Genomic DNA, 15,263 nt, shown 5'->3' on the forward strand with positions numbered 1-15,263 from the left:
CGCGGCGCTCGGTTTCAGCTGGTTTGCCCGATGTTATCGACAGATGACGTTTCCGCTCACCACCCGACGTCCACCGCTGTGAGCTGGGCTTTCACCGCGGTGCGACGTATGTCACCCCAGCTTGTAGGCGCGGTGCAGGGCCACGGCACCCAGACTCAGGTTGCGCCATTTGACCCCTGACCACCCCGCGTCGGCGATCCGCAACGCCAGCTGACGCTGATTCGACCAGTCCGGAATGGACTCGGCCAGGTAGGCGTAGGCCTCCGGATTGCTGCTGGCAACCTTGGCGATCTGCGGGAGGACCTTGGTCAGGTACAGCTTGTAGACGCCGCGGAAGGCAGGCACCACCGGCGTGGAGAATTCGCAGATCACCAGCCGCCCGCCCGGCTTGGTCACCCGCAGCATCTCGCGCAGCGCCAGATCCGGATCGGCCACATTGCGCAGGCCGTAGGAAATGGTGACCGCGTCGAAGGAGTTGTCGGCGAACGGCAGCGCCATCGCATCGCCGGCGACCATCGGCACATTGCGGAACCGGCCCGCTGCCAACATGCCCTGGGAGAAATCGGCCGCCACGCACCAGGCGCCGGATTTGGCGAACTCCGCGGTCGACACCCCGGTGCCCGCGGCGAGGTCGAGCACCCGCTCGCCCGGGCGCGGCGCGATCGCCTTGCGGGTCTCGCGCCGCCAGTACCAGTCCTGCCCACCGGAGATCAGGATGTTGGTGGAGTCGTACCGCTGCGCGACCTCGTCGAACATCGCCGCGACCTCATTGGGCTGCTTGTCCAGCGAGGCCCGGACCGAGTGTGTTTTCGCCACGCCACCGACATTAACCGCCCGCCCGCGCGGATCGATGCGCGCACCGGTGTTGCCTGCATTACCCGTACCGCTCACCACAGGTGCTGGTAGTGCACACCGGCGTCGACGAGTAGCGCGAGACCGAGCGCGACGAAGATGACGCGCACCGAGATCGGACCGTATTTCGTCAGTACCCGAACCACTTTCCGGTAGACCCGCTGCGCACCCCGCGAGCGTCGGGTGCCCAGCACAAGCACCAGCAGCGGTGGCAGCAGGGCGAGCGCGCAGTAGGCCACCACGATCGCCGGCCACAGCGCCGGTAGCGGATCGCGGGCCGAGATCATCGCCAGCCCCGCGAGATACGGGATGGCGGTCGGCGCCTGCGCGAGCCCGATGGCGACGCCGACGATGCCGAGCAGCCAGGGTTTTCGCCGGAACGCCGTCGCCCACGGCGGCGGCTGCGCGCGGGCGCCCGAGGGCAGGCAGGCCACAGCGATGAGCGCTACGCCGATCGCCAGTTCACCCCAGGCCCGCACGGTCGGCGTCAGCCGGAAATCGAACAGGCCGGTCAGGAAGTTGATGCCGAGCACGGCCAACAGCCCGAACGTGGTGGTGACCGCGAAAACGCCCGCGATGAAACTCAACCCACCGGGCACCGGCGACCGGCGCCCCAGCTTGCTATCGAACACGATGGCCGTGGTGACCCCGACGAGCAGCAGGTCGAGGGAATCGATGAATGCGAACCCGGCGAGTGCGAGAAGAAGGGCCAGCATGACCTGGGCCAGCGTACCGGCGCCGCCCGGACCCGCCAGTGGCCGGCGGATGTTCGCGCTCGCCCTAGGCCGACATCACCCGGTCAGCACCGCTGCGCCAGGCCGGCCGCAACTGGGTGCAGCCCCAGGGGATCTGGTCGCCCGCGCGAGGCCGCCGGATTCACCGACCGCGGCCGATCAGACCCGAGACCTGGCCGCGGACCAGTCCGCCGCGCGACCGGTGAGCGCCAGCAGCCGGTCGACCTTCGGCGCATCGTCGGAGACCCGGACCACCGGGCCGAACAAGCCCGGCGTGCCCTCCGCGGGGGTGTCGTGCAGGAACTCCAGCAGCAGGTCCAGGTCCGCGTCCGAGACCGTGATGTCCTGGCCGGTGGCGCGCGCGAGATCCCAGGCGTGGATCACCAGCTCGTCCAACGCCACGCGGGCCATGATGGGGGCGGGCATGTTGACGCCGCCCGCTTCGGTGTCGCCGTCCCAGGCGTCGTCCACCCGCCAGGCGGCGACCAGCGCGTCCAGCTGACGGGGAATGCGGGTGCGCCAATCCGCGGCGAGCGGGTTGTCCGGTCCGGTGGAGGGCGCGACGGACCCGCCGACGGCTTCCTTGGTGGCGGCCTGCCGGAAGGCTTCGGTCAGATCGACCACATGCGCGAGCAGATCCCGCACGGTGGTGTCGGCGCAGGGGGTGGGTGCGCCGAGCTGGTCGTCGGTAATACCTGCGACGACGGTGGCGAGGGTGGTGGCGGCCGGTGCGAAATCGAACTCCGGTGTCATCGTGGCTCCTGGGCGAGTGGGTGGGCGTCCATTCGTTGAGACGGGACCATCCGCCGGAACTCATCGGTGCCGGCAAACCTCGCGCCGTGGTTGCCGGATCGGGCCGACCGGAGCATGCTCGACAGCGTTGGACTGTTGTCCGCCCCGTCGCGGCACCGCGCGGGGCTTACGCGGAGAGGAGCCCACGATGATCCCGAACACCCCCGAACCGGTCCCGGCCGCCGACCCCGCCGACCTGGCGGAACAGTCGCTCGAGATCGCGCCCGAGGACGAGGACACCGGCCTCGACACCGCCGAGCTCCGCACCAGGGACAACTGGAACGCCAACCCGGCCGATGTGGTGGAGCAGTCGATTCCGGTCCCGCTGGACGACGAATACGAGGACGAGGAGTCCGAGGCCCCGGCCTGATCGACCCGATACGCACGCCGCTGCCCGCACCTCGCGGGCGGCGGCGAATGCGGTCTAGCCCGCGATCTTCGCGCGCACCGTCGCGTGCAGTTCGCGCAGGCTCGACCGTTCGGTCACCACTTCCAGCACCCGGATGCCGTGCGCGTTCCCGGCCAGCTCCACGGCCAGCTTCTCCGGCGTGACCTGCTGATGCGGGATGCGGTAGGCCGCGCACAGGGCGGCCAGGTCCATGCCGTGCGGGGTGCCGAAGACCCGCTCGAACACGCCCGCGTACTGCGGATCACCCTGTTCGAGCAGTTCGAAGATGCCGCCGCCGTCGTCATTGGCGACCACGATCGTCAGGTCGGCGGGTCGTGGCTCGCCGCGCCCGATCAACAGCCCGGACGCATCGTGCAGGAAGGTGAGATCGCCGATCAGCGCGATGGTGCGACCGCCGTGATGCAGGGCCGCGCCGACCGCGGTGGACACCGTGCCGTCGATACCGGCCACGCCGCGATTGGACAGCACCCGGACACCCGGTCGCGGCGCCGACACCAGCGCGGCATCGCGCACCGGGTTGGAGGCGCCCAGCAGCAGCTGATCGCCCTCGCGCAGCGCGTCCATCACCACGGCGGCCACGTGCAGACCCGTCGGCTTGGGATGACCCGCCAGTTCCTCGCGCACCACCTGACCGGCCTTGTCGTTCAGATCGCGGCAGTGGGCCAGCCATTCCGGACGCGGCTGTCCGGTGGTCACCGCGCGGGTGCCGGTGCCGACGACATTGCCGGAGACGTCGGGCCAGCGCGGGCCGGTGGTCAGCGCGAACACCGTGACCTCCGGATCAGCCAGCACCTTCGACACCTGACGGTGCAGCGTCGGCCGTCCGGTGATGATCGCCTGACGCGGCTTCAGCAGCGGCAGCGCCAGCGGATGCAGGGCCGGACCGTGCATGGGCGCGGTCGGCTCGGCGACGGTGGGCAGTTGCGACAGTTCCGGGCGCAGACCGGCACCGTGGCCGGAGATGACGACGGTGTCGGGCGTCAGATCGATATCGAGCGGGACGTCGAGCGTCGCGTAGCGGGTCGCGGTCCACGCGCTGCCGTCGGCGCGGCCCTGCGGCAGCGACTCCCCGGCCGCGAGGTCGGGCACCAGCGGTTCGCGCAGCGGAATGTCGAAATGCACCGGCCCCGCATTGCCGGAGCGGGTGCCGCGCGCGGCGGCCAGCACCCGGCAGACCGCCGAGCGCCAGACACTGTTGTGCTGGTCGTAGCCGCCGGCGTCGTCGGTTTCGGCCAGGCCGAGGCTGATGGTCGCGCGCACCTGGCTGCCGAAGAGGCCGAGCTGTTCCACGGTCTGATTGGCGCCGGTGCCGAGCATTTCGTAGGGCCGGTTCGCGCTGAGCACGATCAGCGGAACCCGCGCGTAGTTGGCTTCCAGCACGGCCGGTCCGAGGTTGGCCACGGCGGTGCCGGAGGTCATGACGACGGGCACCGGGCAGCCCGAGGCGATGGCCAATCCGACGGCGAGGAACCCGGCGGTGCGCTCGTCGATGCGCATGTGCAGCCGCAGCCGTCCGGCGGCATCGGCGGCCTGCAAGGCGAAGGCCAGCGGCGCATTACGCGAGCCGGGGCACAGCACGACATCTCGCACGCCCCCGCGCGCCAGCTCGTCGACGACGACCTGGGCCTGTGCTGTTGACGGGTTCACCACTCCAGCCTCTCAGACCGTGAGCCGTCCGGACGCGTCAGCCTGCTCACACCCAGCGTTTCTTAGGGTTTGCTAACCTAAGTGACATGGCCAAGCGCACCAAGTACGTCAAGCCGGAAGACCGGCGGATCTGCACCGCCGAGGTGGTGGCGAGCAAGCGGGTCAGCCCGCATTTCGTCCGCGTCACCGTTGGCGGGCCCGACCTCGCCGACTTCACCCCGATGGGCTACGACCAGTGGTTCCGGCTGTTCCTGCGCCGCCCGCAGCAGAGTGAGCTGCGGCTGCCGACGGCGGCGAACAACCTCTGGTACGCGCAGTACCTGATGATGAGCAAGGACACCCGGCCGCTGGTGCGCAACTACACCGTGCGCGATTTCCGCCCCGCGGGCGGCGGGCAATTCGGCGAGCACGCCGAGATCGATATCGATTTCGTCTCGCACGGCGACGACAGCCCGGCCTCGGCCTGGGCGAACAACGTCAGCACCGGCACCACGGTCGGCCTGTTCGACGAAGGCGTGATGTATCAGGCGCCGGAGCATACGAATTGGACGCTGCTGGTGGGCGATGAGAGCGCGGTGCCCGCCCTCGCAGGCATCCTGCGGTCGGCGCCGCGCGATCTGCGTGGCGCGGCCTATCTCGAGATCCCCCATGCCGATGACGTGCAGGAGCTCGGCGAACCCGAAGGCGTGCAGGTGCATTGGCTACCCCGCACCGGCGAATCGGCGAAGATCGGGGAATTGGCGGCGGCCACGGTGCGCACGGCCGAGTTGCCCGATACGGGCGTGTACGGATTCATCGCCGGCGAACAGGCCCTGGCGTCCGGCGTGCGGCGCCATCTGGTGAACGAGCGCGGAATCCCCAAGGCGGACGTCACCTTCACCGGCTACTGGCGTTTCGGCAAGGCCGCGCCGAGCTGACCCGCGGAATTCGGTGTGGCCCCGGCCGGTACGAGAAGCCGGGGACCGCACATCAGGTGTGGTACCGCCACCGAACGCGGCGGTACCACCGGGGCGGAATCAGCCCGCGTGCCGCTGCACCAGGTCGCCGACGCGCGGCAGCGCCTCCACGACGTTCTTCTTGGCCGAGGAACGCATCGAGGAGTAGACCTTCTTGATGGCGGGCCGGGTGGAGGCTTCGGCCCGCTCGTCGGTCACCGCGAGCAACGCTTCGGCGACCTCATCCGACTTGGCCACGAGCAGGTCGGCGAAGCTACCCGAACCGGCAGCGGTGTACTCCTGCCAGTAGGGCTCCAGCTGCGCGAGCAGCTTGGGCGCCAGCGACTCCAGCGCGTCGGGCACGATGGACGGGCTGATCTTCTTGACCGCCGCGTATCCACCCTTCACAGCCAGGCCGGACGCACCACCCTTGTCCGAGACCTCGGCATCGAGCACCTGGACGGCGTCAGCGAGGAAGGCCGGGCGCTTGGCCTCGTCGAGCAGGGATTCAGACAGTGCTGCAACCACTTTCAGGGTCCTCCGGATCGTTATTTCGATGGACGAGCAGCCGCAACTATACGCATCGCTTTCGGGCTCGCGTGGGCTATGGCTGCCACGGCAGCAACTGCACCATCAGCCCTTCACAATCGGCGAGCACCGTGCCCTGCTCATCGACCAATTCCGCGCTGATGAAAGTTTTGCGACCTTCGATTCGTTCGACTCGCCCGCGCACGGTCAGCGGGGTCTCCAGCGGAGTCACCTTGCGGTAGTTGACATGCAGGTAGGCGGTCCGGCTGATGGGCCGGCCGGCGTAGTGCACGATCATGCCGAGCAGATCGTCGAACAGCAGTGGCAGCACGCCACCGTGCGCGGCCGCGTTGCCGCCGAGGTGGAAGCGGCGGAACACCCCCGTCATCACGATGCCGTCCGGGCCGGCTTCCACGGTGCGCCACGGGAGCAGCAGCAGGCTGCCGCGGCCGGGCAGCTCCACCGCGCGTCCGGCGGGACCCTGCAATTCGGGTGCGCGGTAGGGCTCGAGCAGTTCGATCAACCGGTTCGCCTGGGCGAGTGCGTCGGCGAGGACGTCGTCCGGGGCGTCGATGGAGACGGTCAGATCCTGCAAGGTGCGCATGGCTTCGACGAACGGCCCGAAATCGGGGCCGACCCGCGCCGGCGTGATCTTGGGAAAGCCACCGTGCCGCTCATACCGCGACTCGTCGACGGCTGTGTCCGATGGGCGGCCTCCCGGCTCACTACATGGTGACGCAGGCTGCCGCCTCCGTTCGCGTCGCTCGCCCGCCGGGTCGTCGATAACCGGTTTCACTCGCTCACTCATACCTGCACGCTAACGCGTTTTTTTACACCGTCAAGTCGATGTCTCCCGGTAACCGGGAGTCGAGCCGCTCACACCTGCGCCGGAACCGGACCGCCGCGGGGCCATAATCACTGACGTGACGTTCAATCCGACGCTGTGGCGGCCCGTACCCGGGTTCGAGAACCTGACCGACATCACCTACCACCGGCATATCGAGCAGGGCACCGTCCGAGTCGCCTTCGATCGGGCCGAGGTCCGCAACGCCTTCCGCCCGCATACCGTCGACGAGCTCTACCGCGTGCTCGACCACGCGCGGATGACCTCCGACGTCGGCGCGGTGCTGCTCACCGGCAACGGCCCCAGCCCCAAGGACGGCGGCTGGGCCTTCTGCTCCGGCGGCGACCAGCGCATCCGGGGACGCAGCGGCTACCAGTACGCCAGCGGCGAGACCGCCGACACCGTCGACCAGGCCCGCGCGGGCCGGCTGCACATCCTCGAGGTGCAGCGGCTCATCCGGTTCATGCCGAAGGTGGTGATCGCACTGGTCAACGGCTGGGCCGCGGGCGGCGGGCACAGCCTGCACGTGGTCTGCGATCTCACCCTGGCCAGCCGCGAGCACGCCCGCTTCAAGCAGACCGACGCCGATGTGGGCAGCTTCGACGGCGGCTACGGCAGCGCCTACCTGGCCAAGCTGGTCGGGCAGAAGTTCGCCCGCGAGATCTTCTTCCTCGGCCGCCCCTACACCGCCGAGGAGATGCACCAGATGGGCGCGGTGAACAAGGTCGTCGACCATGCCGAGCTCGAGGATGTCGCGCTGGAATGGACCGCCGATATCAACGGCAAATCGCCGCAGGCCCAGCGCATGCTGAAGTACGCGTTCAATCTGGCCGACGACGGCCTGGTCGGCCAGCAGCTGTTCGCCGGCGAGGCGACCCGGATGGCGTACATGACCGATGAGGCCGTCGAGGGCCGCGACGCCTTCCTGGAAAAGCGGGCACCCGACTGGAGCCCCTACCCCTGGTACTTCTGATCGGGCACGACCGCCGGGCGAGGACCCACACCACGAGGGAGACCGATGGACATCCTGAGTAGCCGAATCCTGCTGCGACCGGCCGACTACGACCGGACGCTGGCCTTCTACCGCGACGATCTGGGCTTGGCCGTCGCCAGGGAGTATCCGGGCGGCACGGTCTTCTTCGCCGGGCAGTCGCTGATCGAGATCGCCGGGCACGGCGGTTCGGACGGCCCGTCGAGTTTCGACGGGGCACTGTGGTTGCAGGTGCGCGACGCGTCGGCGGCCGCGGTGGAACTCGCGCTCAAGGGCGTCACCATCGAACGGCCGCCGGCGCAGGAGCCGTGGGGGTTGATCGAGATGTGGGTGCGCGATCCCGACGGGGTGGCGATCGTGCTGGTGGAGGTGCCCGACGATCATCCGATCCGGCGCGACAACCGCGGGAAGCCGCAATGAGCGCGGCCACGCCCGGCGCGTGTCGACCGGCCATCGAGTTGCCATTCGGACAGCCGAGGGGAACGATAGCGCTCGGATGGCCGCCCGACCGTCGATGCCCGGGTGACCGTAGCCCGCGTACATCCGACGAACGAATCGCAGTTTCGATGTTTGGCCTATCCGAGCCTGTTCTCCCCGTGTTTCCGGTGGCGACCGCAGCTGGTACGCACCGTCACGGCAACCCGTTCCGCACCCGGTCCCGCGCGCATGACACGATCCCTGTCGTGAGCGAGCGTAACGAGGTGGAGTCGTGAGCGAGCGAACTCTTGGCACCACCACCATGTCCGCGACGGACCCCAGCGTCGGCGAGGTGCGGTCATGAGTACCCTTCGCACCCTGCCGATGCCGACCGGGTCGGGCATGCGCGATGTGCTGCCGCATCTGCGCGAGGCCCTCGAGGGCAACGGCCCGGCGTGGCTGCCGATCCCGACCAGCGACCGCCGCGAGGCGCGCAGGCTCAGCAGTGCGCTCTCGCCCGGCGAGCCGATCGAAGACGATGTCGCGCTGGTGGTCACCACCTCCGGCACCACCGGTGTGCCCAAGGGCGCGATGCTGAGCGCGGCGGCCCTGCGCGCCAGCGGCAACGCCACCCATGAGCGCCTCGGCGGGCCGGGTAGCTGGCTGCTGGCCCTGCCCACCCACCACATCGCGGGCATCCAGGTGCTACTGCGCAGCATCCTGGCCGGGATCGAACCGACCGTGCTCGACGTCTCCGGTGGTTTCCTGCCCGAGGCGCTGGCGGGCGCCGTCGCGAGCATGCCCGGCCCGCGCCGCTACACCTCGCTGGTGCCGACCCAGCTGATCAAGGCCCTCGACGCCCCCGCGGGCGCCGCCGCGCTGGCCCAGCTCGACGCCGTACTGGTCGGCGGTGCCGCGACGCCGATCCCGGTGTACGAGCGCGCGAAAGCCGCGGGCATCAACGTGGTTCGCACCTACGGCATGAGCGAGACCTGCGGCGGCTGCGTCTACGACGGGGTCCCGCTCGACGGCGCCAAGGTCCGCATCGAGGACGGCCGGGTGCTGCTCGGCGGCGCGATGCTGGCCTCCGGCTACCGCGGCCTGCCCGACCATCCCGCCTTCGCCGAACCAGGCTGGTTCCGCACCGAGGACGCCGGCACGTTCGACAACGGGGTGCTCAGCATCGGCGGCCGCCTCGACGAGGCCATCATGACCGGCGGGCTGCTCGTCATCCCGCAGGTGGTCGAGGCCGTGCTGGTCACTCATCCGGCGATCAGCGAGGTCGTCGTCCTCGGTCTGCCGGATGAACGTCTGGGCCAGCGCGTCGCGGTCGCGGTGGTGCCGGCGGCCGGCGCCAACCCGACCCTCGACGAGCTGCGCGACCACGTCCTGCGCGAACTCGACCCGATCGCCGCACCGCGCGAACTCGCGGTGTTGGACGAGTTGCCGCTGCACGGGCCGGGCAAGCCGGACCGGGCCAAGCTGCGGGAGATCCTGATGGCGGAGTCGGCACACTAGCGGTACGCCGACCCGGGTCGAACCCACTCAGCGCCGTCGAGATCGCACTCCGCATCGTGGCGGAGCACGCCTGCGATCAGGCCGGGTACGGCGCTCGCTCTCGTGCCGTGCGCAGCGCGTCGGCCCACCACAGCAGCTGGCGCGCCATCACGTGCAGCGCCTCGGTGGCCGCCTTGTCCGGATACCCGTCGGCCGGGTCGAGCGATGACCACGGATTGTGCAGGCTGACGGTTTCCCGGACGGTCACCGCGTGCAGTTCCGCCAATACCGGACGCAAAGCCTCGACCGCTCGCAGTCCACCCGACATTCCGCCGTAGGACACGAATCCGACCGGTTTCGCGCGCAATTCGGGCCCGAGCATGTCGATGGCGGTCTTCAGCGGCCCGGGATAGCTGTGGTTGTACTCGGGTGTGATGACGATGAGGGCGTCGGCGCGGCCGATGCGTTCGGTGAGGGTCGCGAAGTCCTCGTGGGCGCCCATCGAGTGCGGGATGGTCGCCTCGGCCAGATCGAGGAGGTCGACGTCGAGGCCAGCGCCGGTCAGCCGGTCGTGCACCCACGCGCCGATCCGGACGCCGAAGCGGCCGTCACGGACGCTGCCGATGAGCGCGGCCACACGCAGATCGGGGACTGCGGTCTCAGGATTCATCAGATACCTTCGCTGGTCGGAGGGGTTGTTCGACGGCGTTGAACCGTCACGGGCAACGGTAGAAGCTCAACAAATGTTGAGGTCAATTCGGCGGCCCGGACGCGCTTGCGTCAGCCTTGCGGCGCCCACGCCATCGCGGTGCAAGCCCGGTGCAAGGACCGCCGCGCACAGTCGTCGGCATGACTGATTACGCATCGACCGGCCCCCTCGCCATCGAGGCCGACGGCCTGGTCAAGATGTTCGGCGCCCAGCGCGCCGTCGACGGGGTGAGTCTGGCCGTGCCGCAGGGCGCGGTGTACGGGGTGCTCGGTCCGAACGGCGCGGGCAAGACCACCACCATCCGCATGCTCGCGACCCTGCTGCGCCCGGACGGCGGTAGCGCCCGCATCTTCGGCCACGACGTGCTCGCCGAACCGGACGCAGTGCGTTCGCTGATCGGCGTCACCGGCCAGTACGCCTCCGTCGACGAGGACCTCACCGCCTCGGAGAACCTGATGATCTTCTCCCGGTTGCTCGGTCTGTCCCGGGCCGACGCGCGCCGCAAGACCGCCGAGCTGCTCGACGAATTCGACCTCACCGAGGCCGCGGACAAGGCGTTGAAGAATTTCTCCGGCGGTATGCGCAGGCGACTGGATCTGGCCGCGAGCCTGATCTCCACCCCGCCGCTGCTGTTCCTGGACGAGCCGACCACCGGCTTGGATCCGCGCACCCGCGCGCAGATGTGGGACACCATCCGCCGGCTGGTCCGCGAAGGCGCGACGGTGCTGCTCACCACGCAGTACCTGGACGAGGCCGATCAGCTGGCCGACCGGATCGCGGTGATCGACCGCGGCCGGGTGATCGCCGACGGCACCGCCGACGAACTGAAATCCTCGGTCGGCCAATCCTCGCTGCACCTGACCCTCACCGACTCCGGCCAACTCGGCGAGGCCCGCCGCATCATCGGCGATTTCCTCGGCACCGACGCCGCCGCCTCGCCCGAAGCCGGCCGCCTCACCGCCGCCCTGCCCGACCCCGGAGTCACCGCGGATCTGCTGATCCGGTTGCGCGAGTGGGAGATCGGCGTCGAGGAGATCTCGGTCAGCAAGCCGAGCCTGGACGAGGTCTTCCTCACCATCACCGGCCATCCGGCCGACGACAACACCGACGAATCCGAACGGAGTGTGGCGTGACCACCACCCTGACCACCGCGCCTGCCCAGACCAGGCCGGTCCCACAGCCCGCGGGGCCCATCACCCTGAAACAGACCTTCGACAACACCTTCACCATGGCCTACCGAGGCCTGCTGAAGATAAAACACAATCCCGAGCAGCTGTTCGATGTGGTGATCCAGCCGATCATCTTCACGCTGATGTTCACCTACATCTTCGGCGGCGCCATCTCCGGCGACGTGCACAGCTACCTGCCCGTCATCATCCCCGGCATCCTGGTGCAGACGGTCATCATGACCTCCATCGTCACCGGTGTGCAGCTCAAGGAAGACATGGAGAAGGGCGTCTTCGATCGCTTCAAATCCCTGCCCATCGCCCGCATCTCGGCGCTGTCGGGTGCGCTGACCGCCGATATGGTCCGCTACGGCATCGCCTCGGTGCTGACACTGGTCATGGGCGTGCTCATGGGTTTCCGGCCCGACCCGCTCGGCGCGATCGCCGGTGTCGCGCTGGTGATCGTGTGCTCGTTCGCGACCAGCTGGATCTGGGCGTTCTTCGGCGTCATCGCCAACAAGGCCTCGGCGGTGCAGGGCTATTCGATGCTGGTGATGTTCCCGCTCACCTTCGCCTCCCCGGCGTTCGTGCCGAAGGAGACCATGCCGGGCTGGTTGCAGGCCTTCATCGACGTCAACCCGGTCTCGCATCTGGTGTGGGCGTGCCGTGACCTGATGAACGACGGGCATGCCGGCTCGCACGTGGTCTGGTCGCTGGTGGGTGCCGCGGTGATCATGATGATCTTCGCGCCGCTGACCGTGCGCGCCTACATGCGGCGGGTCTGAACCTGCGCCACACCCGACTGGGTCCGCTCGCGTTTCACCATGCAAGCGGGCCCAGTGCGGTCGCACGGGCCGGCTCGTACATCATCGTGCGAGCGGGCCCAATTCGGTCGTACGGGCCGCGATCACCTTCAGCAGGGTCATGATCCGGTCGGCGGCGACCAGCCTGCGCAAGCCCGCCACCTCGGCCGTCGCCCGATCGATGCGGTCCAGGCCGACGGTGTCGCGGTGCAGCTGACGATGCCGCGCCAGCTCCATGACCGGATAGTCCTGTCTGGCCTTGGCGGCCGGTGCCAGCGCGAGCAACTCCAGCCCGACGGCGCTGTCCGGTTCGATGACGAGCCGATGCGAACCCACCGCGCAGGCCACCGCACCGATCTGCGGCACATCCCAGAACTGGATGAGCCGTTCGACGGCGATATCGGCCAGTTGCTCGGCCATCCCCGTCATCTCGGCGGCGTGTCCATAAAGGGTGTGCGCGTCGAGCATCGCTCCGCACAGCATCATCACCCCGGGACCGGGCACGAACTCGCGGCCCGGCCAGCCGACCAGTTCGAGCGAGCGGCGGAACAGCCACAGGCCACGTTCCCGATTGCCTTCGGCGAGTTCGATTTCGGCCAGGCTGGCCGCGACCGTGGACAGCCGGTGATTGCGCCGCACACCCGGATCGTCGAGGGCGGCCAGCCGGGAGCCGCCGGCGTCGGTGAGGCCGAGCGCGTGCTCGAGTTCGGCGCGCGCCCGACGACTCTGCCCGTCCCCGGTGAGCGCGGCGGCGAGGAAGCTGCGCATCTCCAAGCTCTCCTCGTAGGCGCCCAGCCTGCGTAGCTGCTCGGCGGCGATCTCGTAGTACCCGACGGCTTCGCGATAGCGGGCGTTCTGGCCGGCCAGGCCACCGAGGTGCTGATTGATCATCGCGCCGGACCACACGTTGTCGTCGGTGATCAGCGACGCGGCGATCCGCGCGTCCCGCGTCGAACCACGCAGTTGCCCGTGGTTCTCCCAGGAATTGGCGCGAATGATCAACGCCGCCAGCGCGGTATCGCGATCGGCCGAGCGGGACGCGTCGGCGAGCAGCCGGGCCACGGCCCAGCCGTCGATCGGGCAGGTGATGAACCTGCCGAAGAAACGGGCGGCTTCGCTGAGTTCGCCGGCCCGGCGCAGCAACCGCCGTGCCCGCGTGCGCACCGTCGCCGCGTCGCGCAGGTCGCTTTCCATGTACATCAGATGCAGACCGCTGTAGACGTAGCCGAGCATCTCCAGGTCGACCTCGATCCCGCGGCCATCCGGCGGCGGTTCCATCGGCAGCATCCGGCGTACCCACGCGATGAGTTCCATATGCGCACCGCGCATCACCCACAGCATGGCGGCGATCGGGAACACGGTGTACATCGTCCGGGCGTCGCGGCGCTCATCGGCCAAGCGCAGTACCGCAGTGAGATTGTCCATCTCGGCGGCGACGGTGAGGACAATCGTCACCTGGTCGGAATCGTGGTAGCGGCGGGCCGCGTTCAAGGCGAAAGCGCGGGCCCAGCCGCACATTCGCTGGGCGACCAACTCCGCTTCGTCCGGCGGGCTGCCGAGCGAATCGCCATGTTCGGTCCGCGTAGCGGCGGTTACGGTTTCGGAATGGCCGGTCTCCGTCGACCGAGTGCCTGACTGCGCGGCAAGTTGTTCCTCGCCGAATTCCCGGACCGTCTCGAGCATCCGGTAGCGCAGCGGAAGGTCGACCTCGGGATCGGGCCGATCGTCCTCGAGCACCGTCAGCAGCGACTGCCCGACCAGGCCCTCCACCGCGGCCACCACATCGCCGACCTCCGGGCCGCCGGCCACGAATTCCGCCGCGGCGAGGGTGAATCCGGCCGGGAACCGGCACAGTCTACGCAGCGCGATCTGCTGCGGTTCATCGAGCAGATTCCAGCTCCACGCGATCACCGCGTGCAGGGTGCGGTGGCGTTCCGGCGAAGAGCGGTCGCCGCTGCGCAACAGGGCGAAACGATGCTCGAGCCGGGCGTCGATCTCCTCCACGCTCATCGTCCGCACCCGCGCGGCAGCCAGCTCGATGGCCAGTGGCAGGCCATCGAGCCGATGACACAGCCGCGCCACGACCTCCGGATTCAGCCGCGCGGTCGGCCGCACTGCCTTGGCCCTGGCCAGGAACAATTCGGTGGCCGGGGAACCGGCGGCATCGATGGCCAGCGGCGCCAGCGGATACACCGCCTCGGCCGTGATCGCCAGCGGTGCGCGGCTGGTGGTGAGCACGGTCAGCTGATCGCAGCTGCCGACCAGATCGGCGACCACCTCCGCCACCGCGTCGATCAGATGTTCGCAGTTGTCCAGGATCAGCAGCATCGGCCGCTCCGACAACGCATCCCGCAACCGCTGCCGCAGCTCCACCTTGATCCCGGCCCGGATCAACAGCGGATCCCGCGCGAAATCCCCCAGCCCGAGCACCGCCCCGATCGCCGCCTCGACCTCACCCCGGGCTTCCGCGGACCCGTCGGCCCGCACCGAAGCCAGCTCCACCAGCACCACCGGCTGGTTTCGTGCCATCCGAGCACCGAGTTCATTGGCGACGCGGGTCTTTCCGGTACCGCCCGGGCCGAGCACGGTGGTGACGCGGGAGGTTCGCAGCAGGTCTTCCAAGGCGAGCAGATCGTCCGCCCGGCCCAGCAGCGCGTTCGGTGCCGCGCGTACCCCGATCGCGGAGGGTCGCTGCGCCTGTTCGCGGCGGGCAGACGATGACAGGCGGTCGACGTCAGGCCACTGCGCCGGCTCGCCGCGCACCGCTGACACCGCCCCATCGTCAGCAGGCCACCGCACCGGTTCGCCACGCACCGCCGACACCGGGCCGCCATCAACCGGTTGCCACGCCGGTTCGCCGCGGACCGCCGACGCCGACCCGTCCCCAGCCTGCCGATGCGTCAAATCGCCGCGGACGACTGACACCGGCCCGCCCGCCG

At 69.4% G+C, this 15,263-nt stretch carries 15 protein-coding genes; 7 read left to right on the plus strand and 8 right to left on the minus strand.

Annotation, left to right across the window (positions count from 1 at the left end; translation table 11 throughout):
• Window positions 1–111: 111 nt before the first annotated feature.
• The 3 genes from NOCYR_RS24655 to NOCYR_RS24665 form a co-directional block, all read right to left on the minus strand.
• A complete protein-coding gene (locus tag NOCYR_RS24655; protein ID WP_048833684.1) occupies window positions 112–816 on the minus strand; it encodes a demethylmenaquinone methyltransferase in 705 nt (234 codons plus the stop codon).
• A 71-nt stretch (window positions 817–887) separates the two neighbouring features.
• A complete protein-coding gene (locus tag NOCYR_RS24660) occupies window positions 888–1,568 on the minus strand; it encodes a GAP family protein (RefSeq protein ID WP_014353128.1) in 681 nt (226 codons plus the stop codon).
• A 177-nt stretch (window positions 1,569–1,745) separates the two neighbouring features.
• Window positions 1,746–2,339: a TIGR03086 family metal-binding protein gene (locus NOCYR_RS24665; protein WP_014353129.1), complete on the minus strand. Its 594-nt coding sequence runs from the start codon at window positions 2,337–2,339 to the stop codon at window positions 1,746–1,748.
• A gap of 187 nt (window positions 2,340–2,526) precedes the next feature.
• Here NOCYR_RS24665 and NOCYR_RS24670 point away from each other — a divergent pair, with 187 nt between their 5' ends.
• Window positions 2,527–2,748, plus strand: a complete 222-nt coding sequence (locus NOCYR_RS24670; RefSeq protein WP_014353130.1) for a hypothetical protein — start codon at window positions 2,527–2,529, stop codon at window positions 2,746–2,748.
• 54 nt (window positions 2,749–2,802) lie between these two features.
• Here NOCYR_RS24670 and menD read toward each other — a convergent pair whose 3' ends face one another.
• Window positions 2,803–4,434, minus strand: a complete 1,632-nt coding sequence (gene menD / locus NOCYR_RS24675; protein WP_014353131.1) for a 2-succinyl-5-enolpyruvyl-6-hydroxy-3-cyclohexene-1-carboxylic-acid synthase — start codon at window positions 4,432–4,434, stop codon at window positions 2,803–2,805.
• An 86-nt stretch (window positions 4,435–4,520) separates the two neighbouring features.
• Between menD and NOCYR_RS24680 the strand changes: the two genes are divergently transcribed.
• Complete coding sequence (locus NOCYR_RS24680; RefSeq protein ID WP_014353132.1) at window positions 4,521–5,351, plus strand: siderophore-interacting protein; 831 nt, start codon at window positions 4,521–4,523, stop codon at window positions 5,349–5,351.
• A gap of 99 nt (window positions 5,352–5,450) precedes the next feature.
• Here the strand turns inward: NOCYR_RS24680 and NOCYR_RS24685 are convergent, their stop codons facing one another.
• Together NOCYR_RS24685 and NOCYR_RS24690 are read right to left on the minus strand one after the other, a co-directional pair.
• Window positions 5,451–5,897 carry a DUF6918 family protein gene (locus tag NOCYR_RS24685; protein WP_014353133.1) on the minus strand — a complete coding sequence of 149 codons (447 nt, stop codon included), beginning with the start codon at window positions 5,895–5,897 and terminating at the stop codon, window positions 5,451–5,453.
• Between the two features lie 76 nt (window positions 5,898–5,973).
• On the minus strand, window positions 5,974–6,705 hold the full coding sequence (locus NOCYR_RS24690) for a PaaI family thioesterase (protein WP_081505507.1): 732 nt from the start codon (window positions 6,703–6,705) through the stop codon (window positions 5,974–5,976).
• Window positions 6,706–6,820: 115 nt separating this feature from the next.
• Here NOCYR_RS24690 and NOCYR_RS24695 point away from each other — a divergent pair, with 115 nt between their 5' ends.
• The 3 genes from NOCYR_RS24695 (at window position 6,821) to menE (ending at window position 9,667) form a co-directional block, all read left to right on the plus strand.
• The gene (locus NOCYR_RS24695) at window positions 6,821–7,714 is read left to right on the plus strand and encodes a 1,4-dihydroxy-2-naphthoyl-CoA synthase (protein ID WP_014353135.1); all 894 of its coding nucleotides are present in this window, start codon (window positions 6,821–6,823) and stop codon (window positions 7,712–7,714) included.
• A 45-nt stretch (window positions 7,715–7,759) separates the two neighbouring features.
• Window positions 7,760–8,152 carry a VOC family protein gene (locus NOCYR_RS24700; protein WP_014353136.1) on the plus strand — a complete coding sequence of 131 codons (393 nt, stop codon included), beginning with the start codon at window positions 7,760–7,762 and terminating at the stop codon, window positions 8,150–8,152.
• A gap of 357 nt (window positions 8,153–8,509) precedes the next feature.
• A complete protein-coding gene (menE, locus tag NOCYR_RS24705) occupies window positions 8,510–9,667 on the plus strand; it encodes an o-succinylbenzoate--CoA ligase (RefSeq protein ID WP_014353137.1) in 1,158 nt (385 codons plus the stop codon).
• 76 nt (window positions 9,668–9,743) lie between these two features.
• Here menE and NOCYR_RS24710 read toward each other — a convergent pair whose 3' ends face one another.
• Window positions 9,744–10,316 (minus strand): NADPH-dependent FMN reductase, encoded by a 573-nt coding sequence (locus NOCYR_RS24710; RefSeq protein ID WP_014353138.1) that lies wholly within the window; start codon window positions 10,314–10,316, stop codon window positions 9,744–9,746.
• 179 nt (window positions 10,317–10,495) lie between these two features.
• Between NOCYR_RS24710 and NOCYR_RS24715 the strand changes: the two genes are divergently transcribed.
• The gene (locus NOCYR_RS24715; RefSeq protein WP_014353139.1) at window positions 10,496–11,488 is read left to right on the plus strand and encodes a daunorubicin/doxorubicin resistance ABC transporter ATP-binding protein DrrA; all 993 of its coding nucleotides are present in this window, start codon (window positions 10,496–10,498) and stop codon (window positions 11,486–11,488) included.
• Entirely contained in the window at window positions 11,485–12,306 is an 822-nt protein-coding gene (locus NOCYR_RS24720) for an ABC transporter permease (protein ID WP_014353140.1), read from the plus strand. Before NOCYR_RS24715 ends, NOCYR_RS24720 begins: the two co-directional genes overlap by 4 nt.
• Before the next feature lie 81 nt (window positions 12,307–12,387).
• On the opposite strand, the gene NOCYR_RS24725 is transcribed toward NOCYR_RS24720, so the two are convergent.
• Entirely contained in the window at window positions 12,388–15,096 is a 2,709-nt protein-coding gene (locus tag NOCYR_RS24725; protein ID WP_158430208.1) for an ATP-binding protein, read from the minus strand.
• Between the last annotated feature and the right edge of the window lie 167 nt (window positions 15,097–15,263).

It is taken from the genome of Nocardia cyriacigeorgica GUH-2, assembly GCF_000284035.1.
GTDB lineage: Bacteria > Actinomycetota > Actinomycetes > Mycobacteriales > Mycobacteriaceae > Nocardia > Nocardia cyriacigeorgica_B.

Bases quoted from the DNA above. Each gene is read 5' to 3' on its own strand.
- NOCYR_RS24660 (WP_014353128.1), bottom strand. From the start codon at position 1,568: ATGCTGGCCCTTCTTCTCGCACTCGCCGGGTTCGCATTCATCGATTCC.
- NOCYR_RS24665 (WP_014353129.1), bottom strand. From the start codon at position 2,339: ATGACACCGGAGTTCGATTTCGCACCGGCCGCCACCACCCTCGCCACC.
- NOCYR_RS24670 (WP_014353130.1), top strand. From the start codon at position 2,527: ATGATCCCGAACACCCCCGAACCGGTCCCGGCCGCCGACCCCGCCGAC.
- NOCYR_RS24680 (WP_014353132.1), top strand. From the start codon at position 4,521: ATGGCCAAGCGCACCAAGTACGTCAAGCCGGAAGACCGGCGGATCTGC.
- NOCYR_RS24690 (WP_081505507.1), bottom strand. From the start codon at position 6,705: ATGAGTGAGCGAGTGAAACCGGTTATCGACGACCCGGCGGGCGAGCGA.
- NOCYR_RS24700 (WP_014353136.1), top strand. From the start codon at position 7,760: ATGGACATCCTGAGTAGCCGAATCCTGCTGCGACCGGCCGACTACGAC.
- menE (WP_014353137.1), top strand. From the start codon at position 8,510: ATGAGTACCCTTCGCACCCTGCCGATGCCGACCGGGTCGGGCATGCGC.
- NOCYR_RS24710 (WP_014353138.1), bottom strand. From the start codon at position 10,316: ATGAATCCTGAGACCGCAGTCCCCGATCTGCGTGTGGCCGCGCTCATC.
- NOCYR_RS24715 (WP_014353139.1), top strand. From the start codon at position 10,496: ATGACTGATTACGCATCGACCGGCCCCCTCGCCATCGAGGCCGACGGC.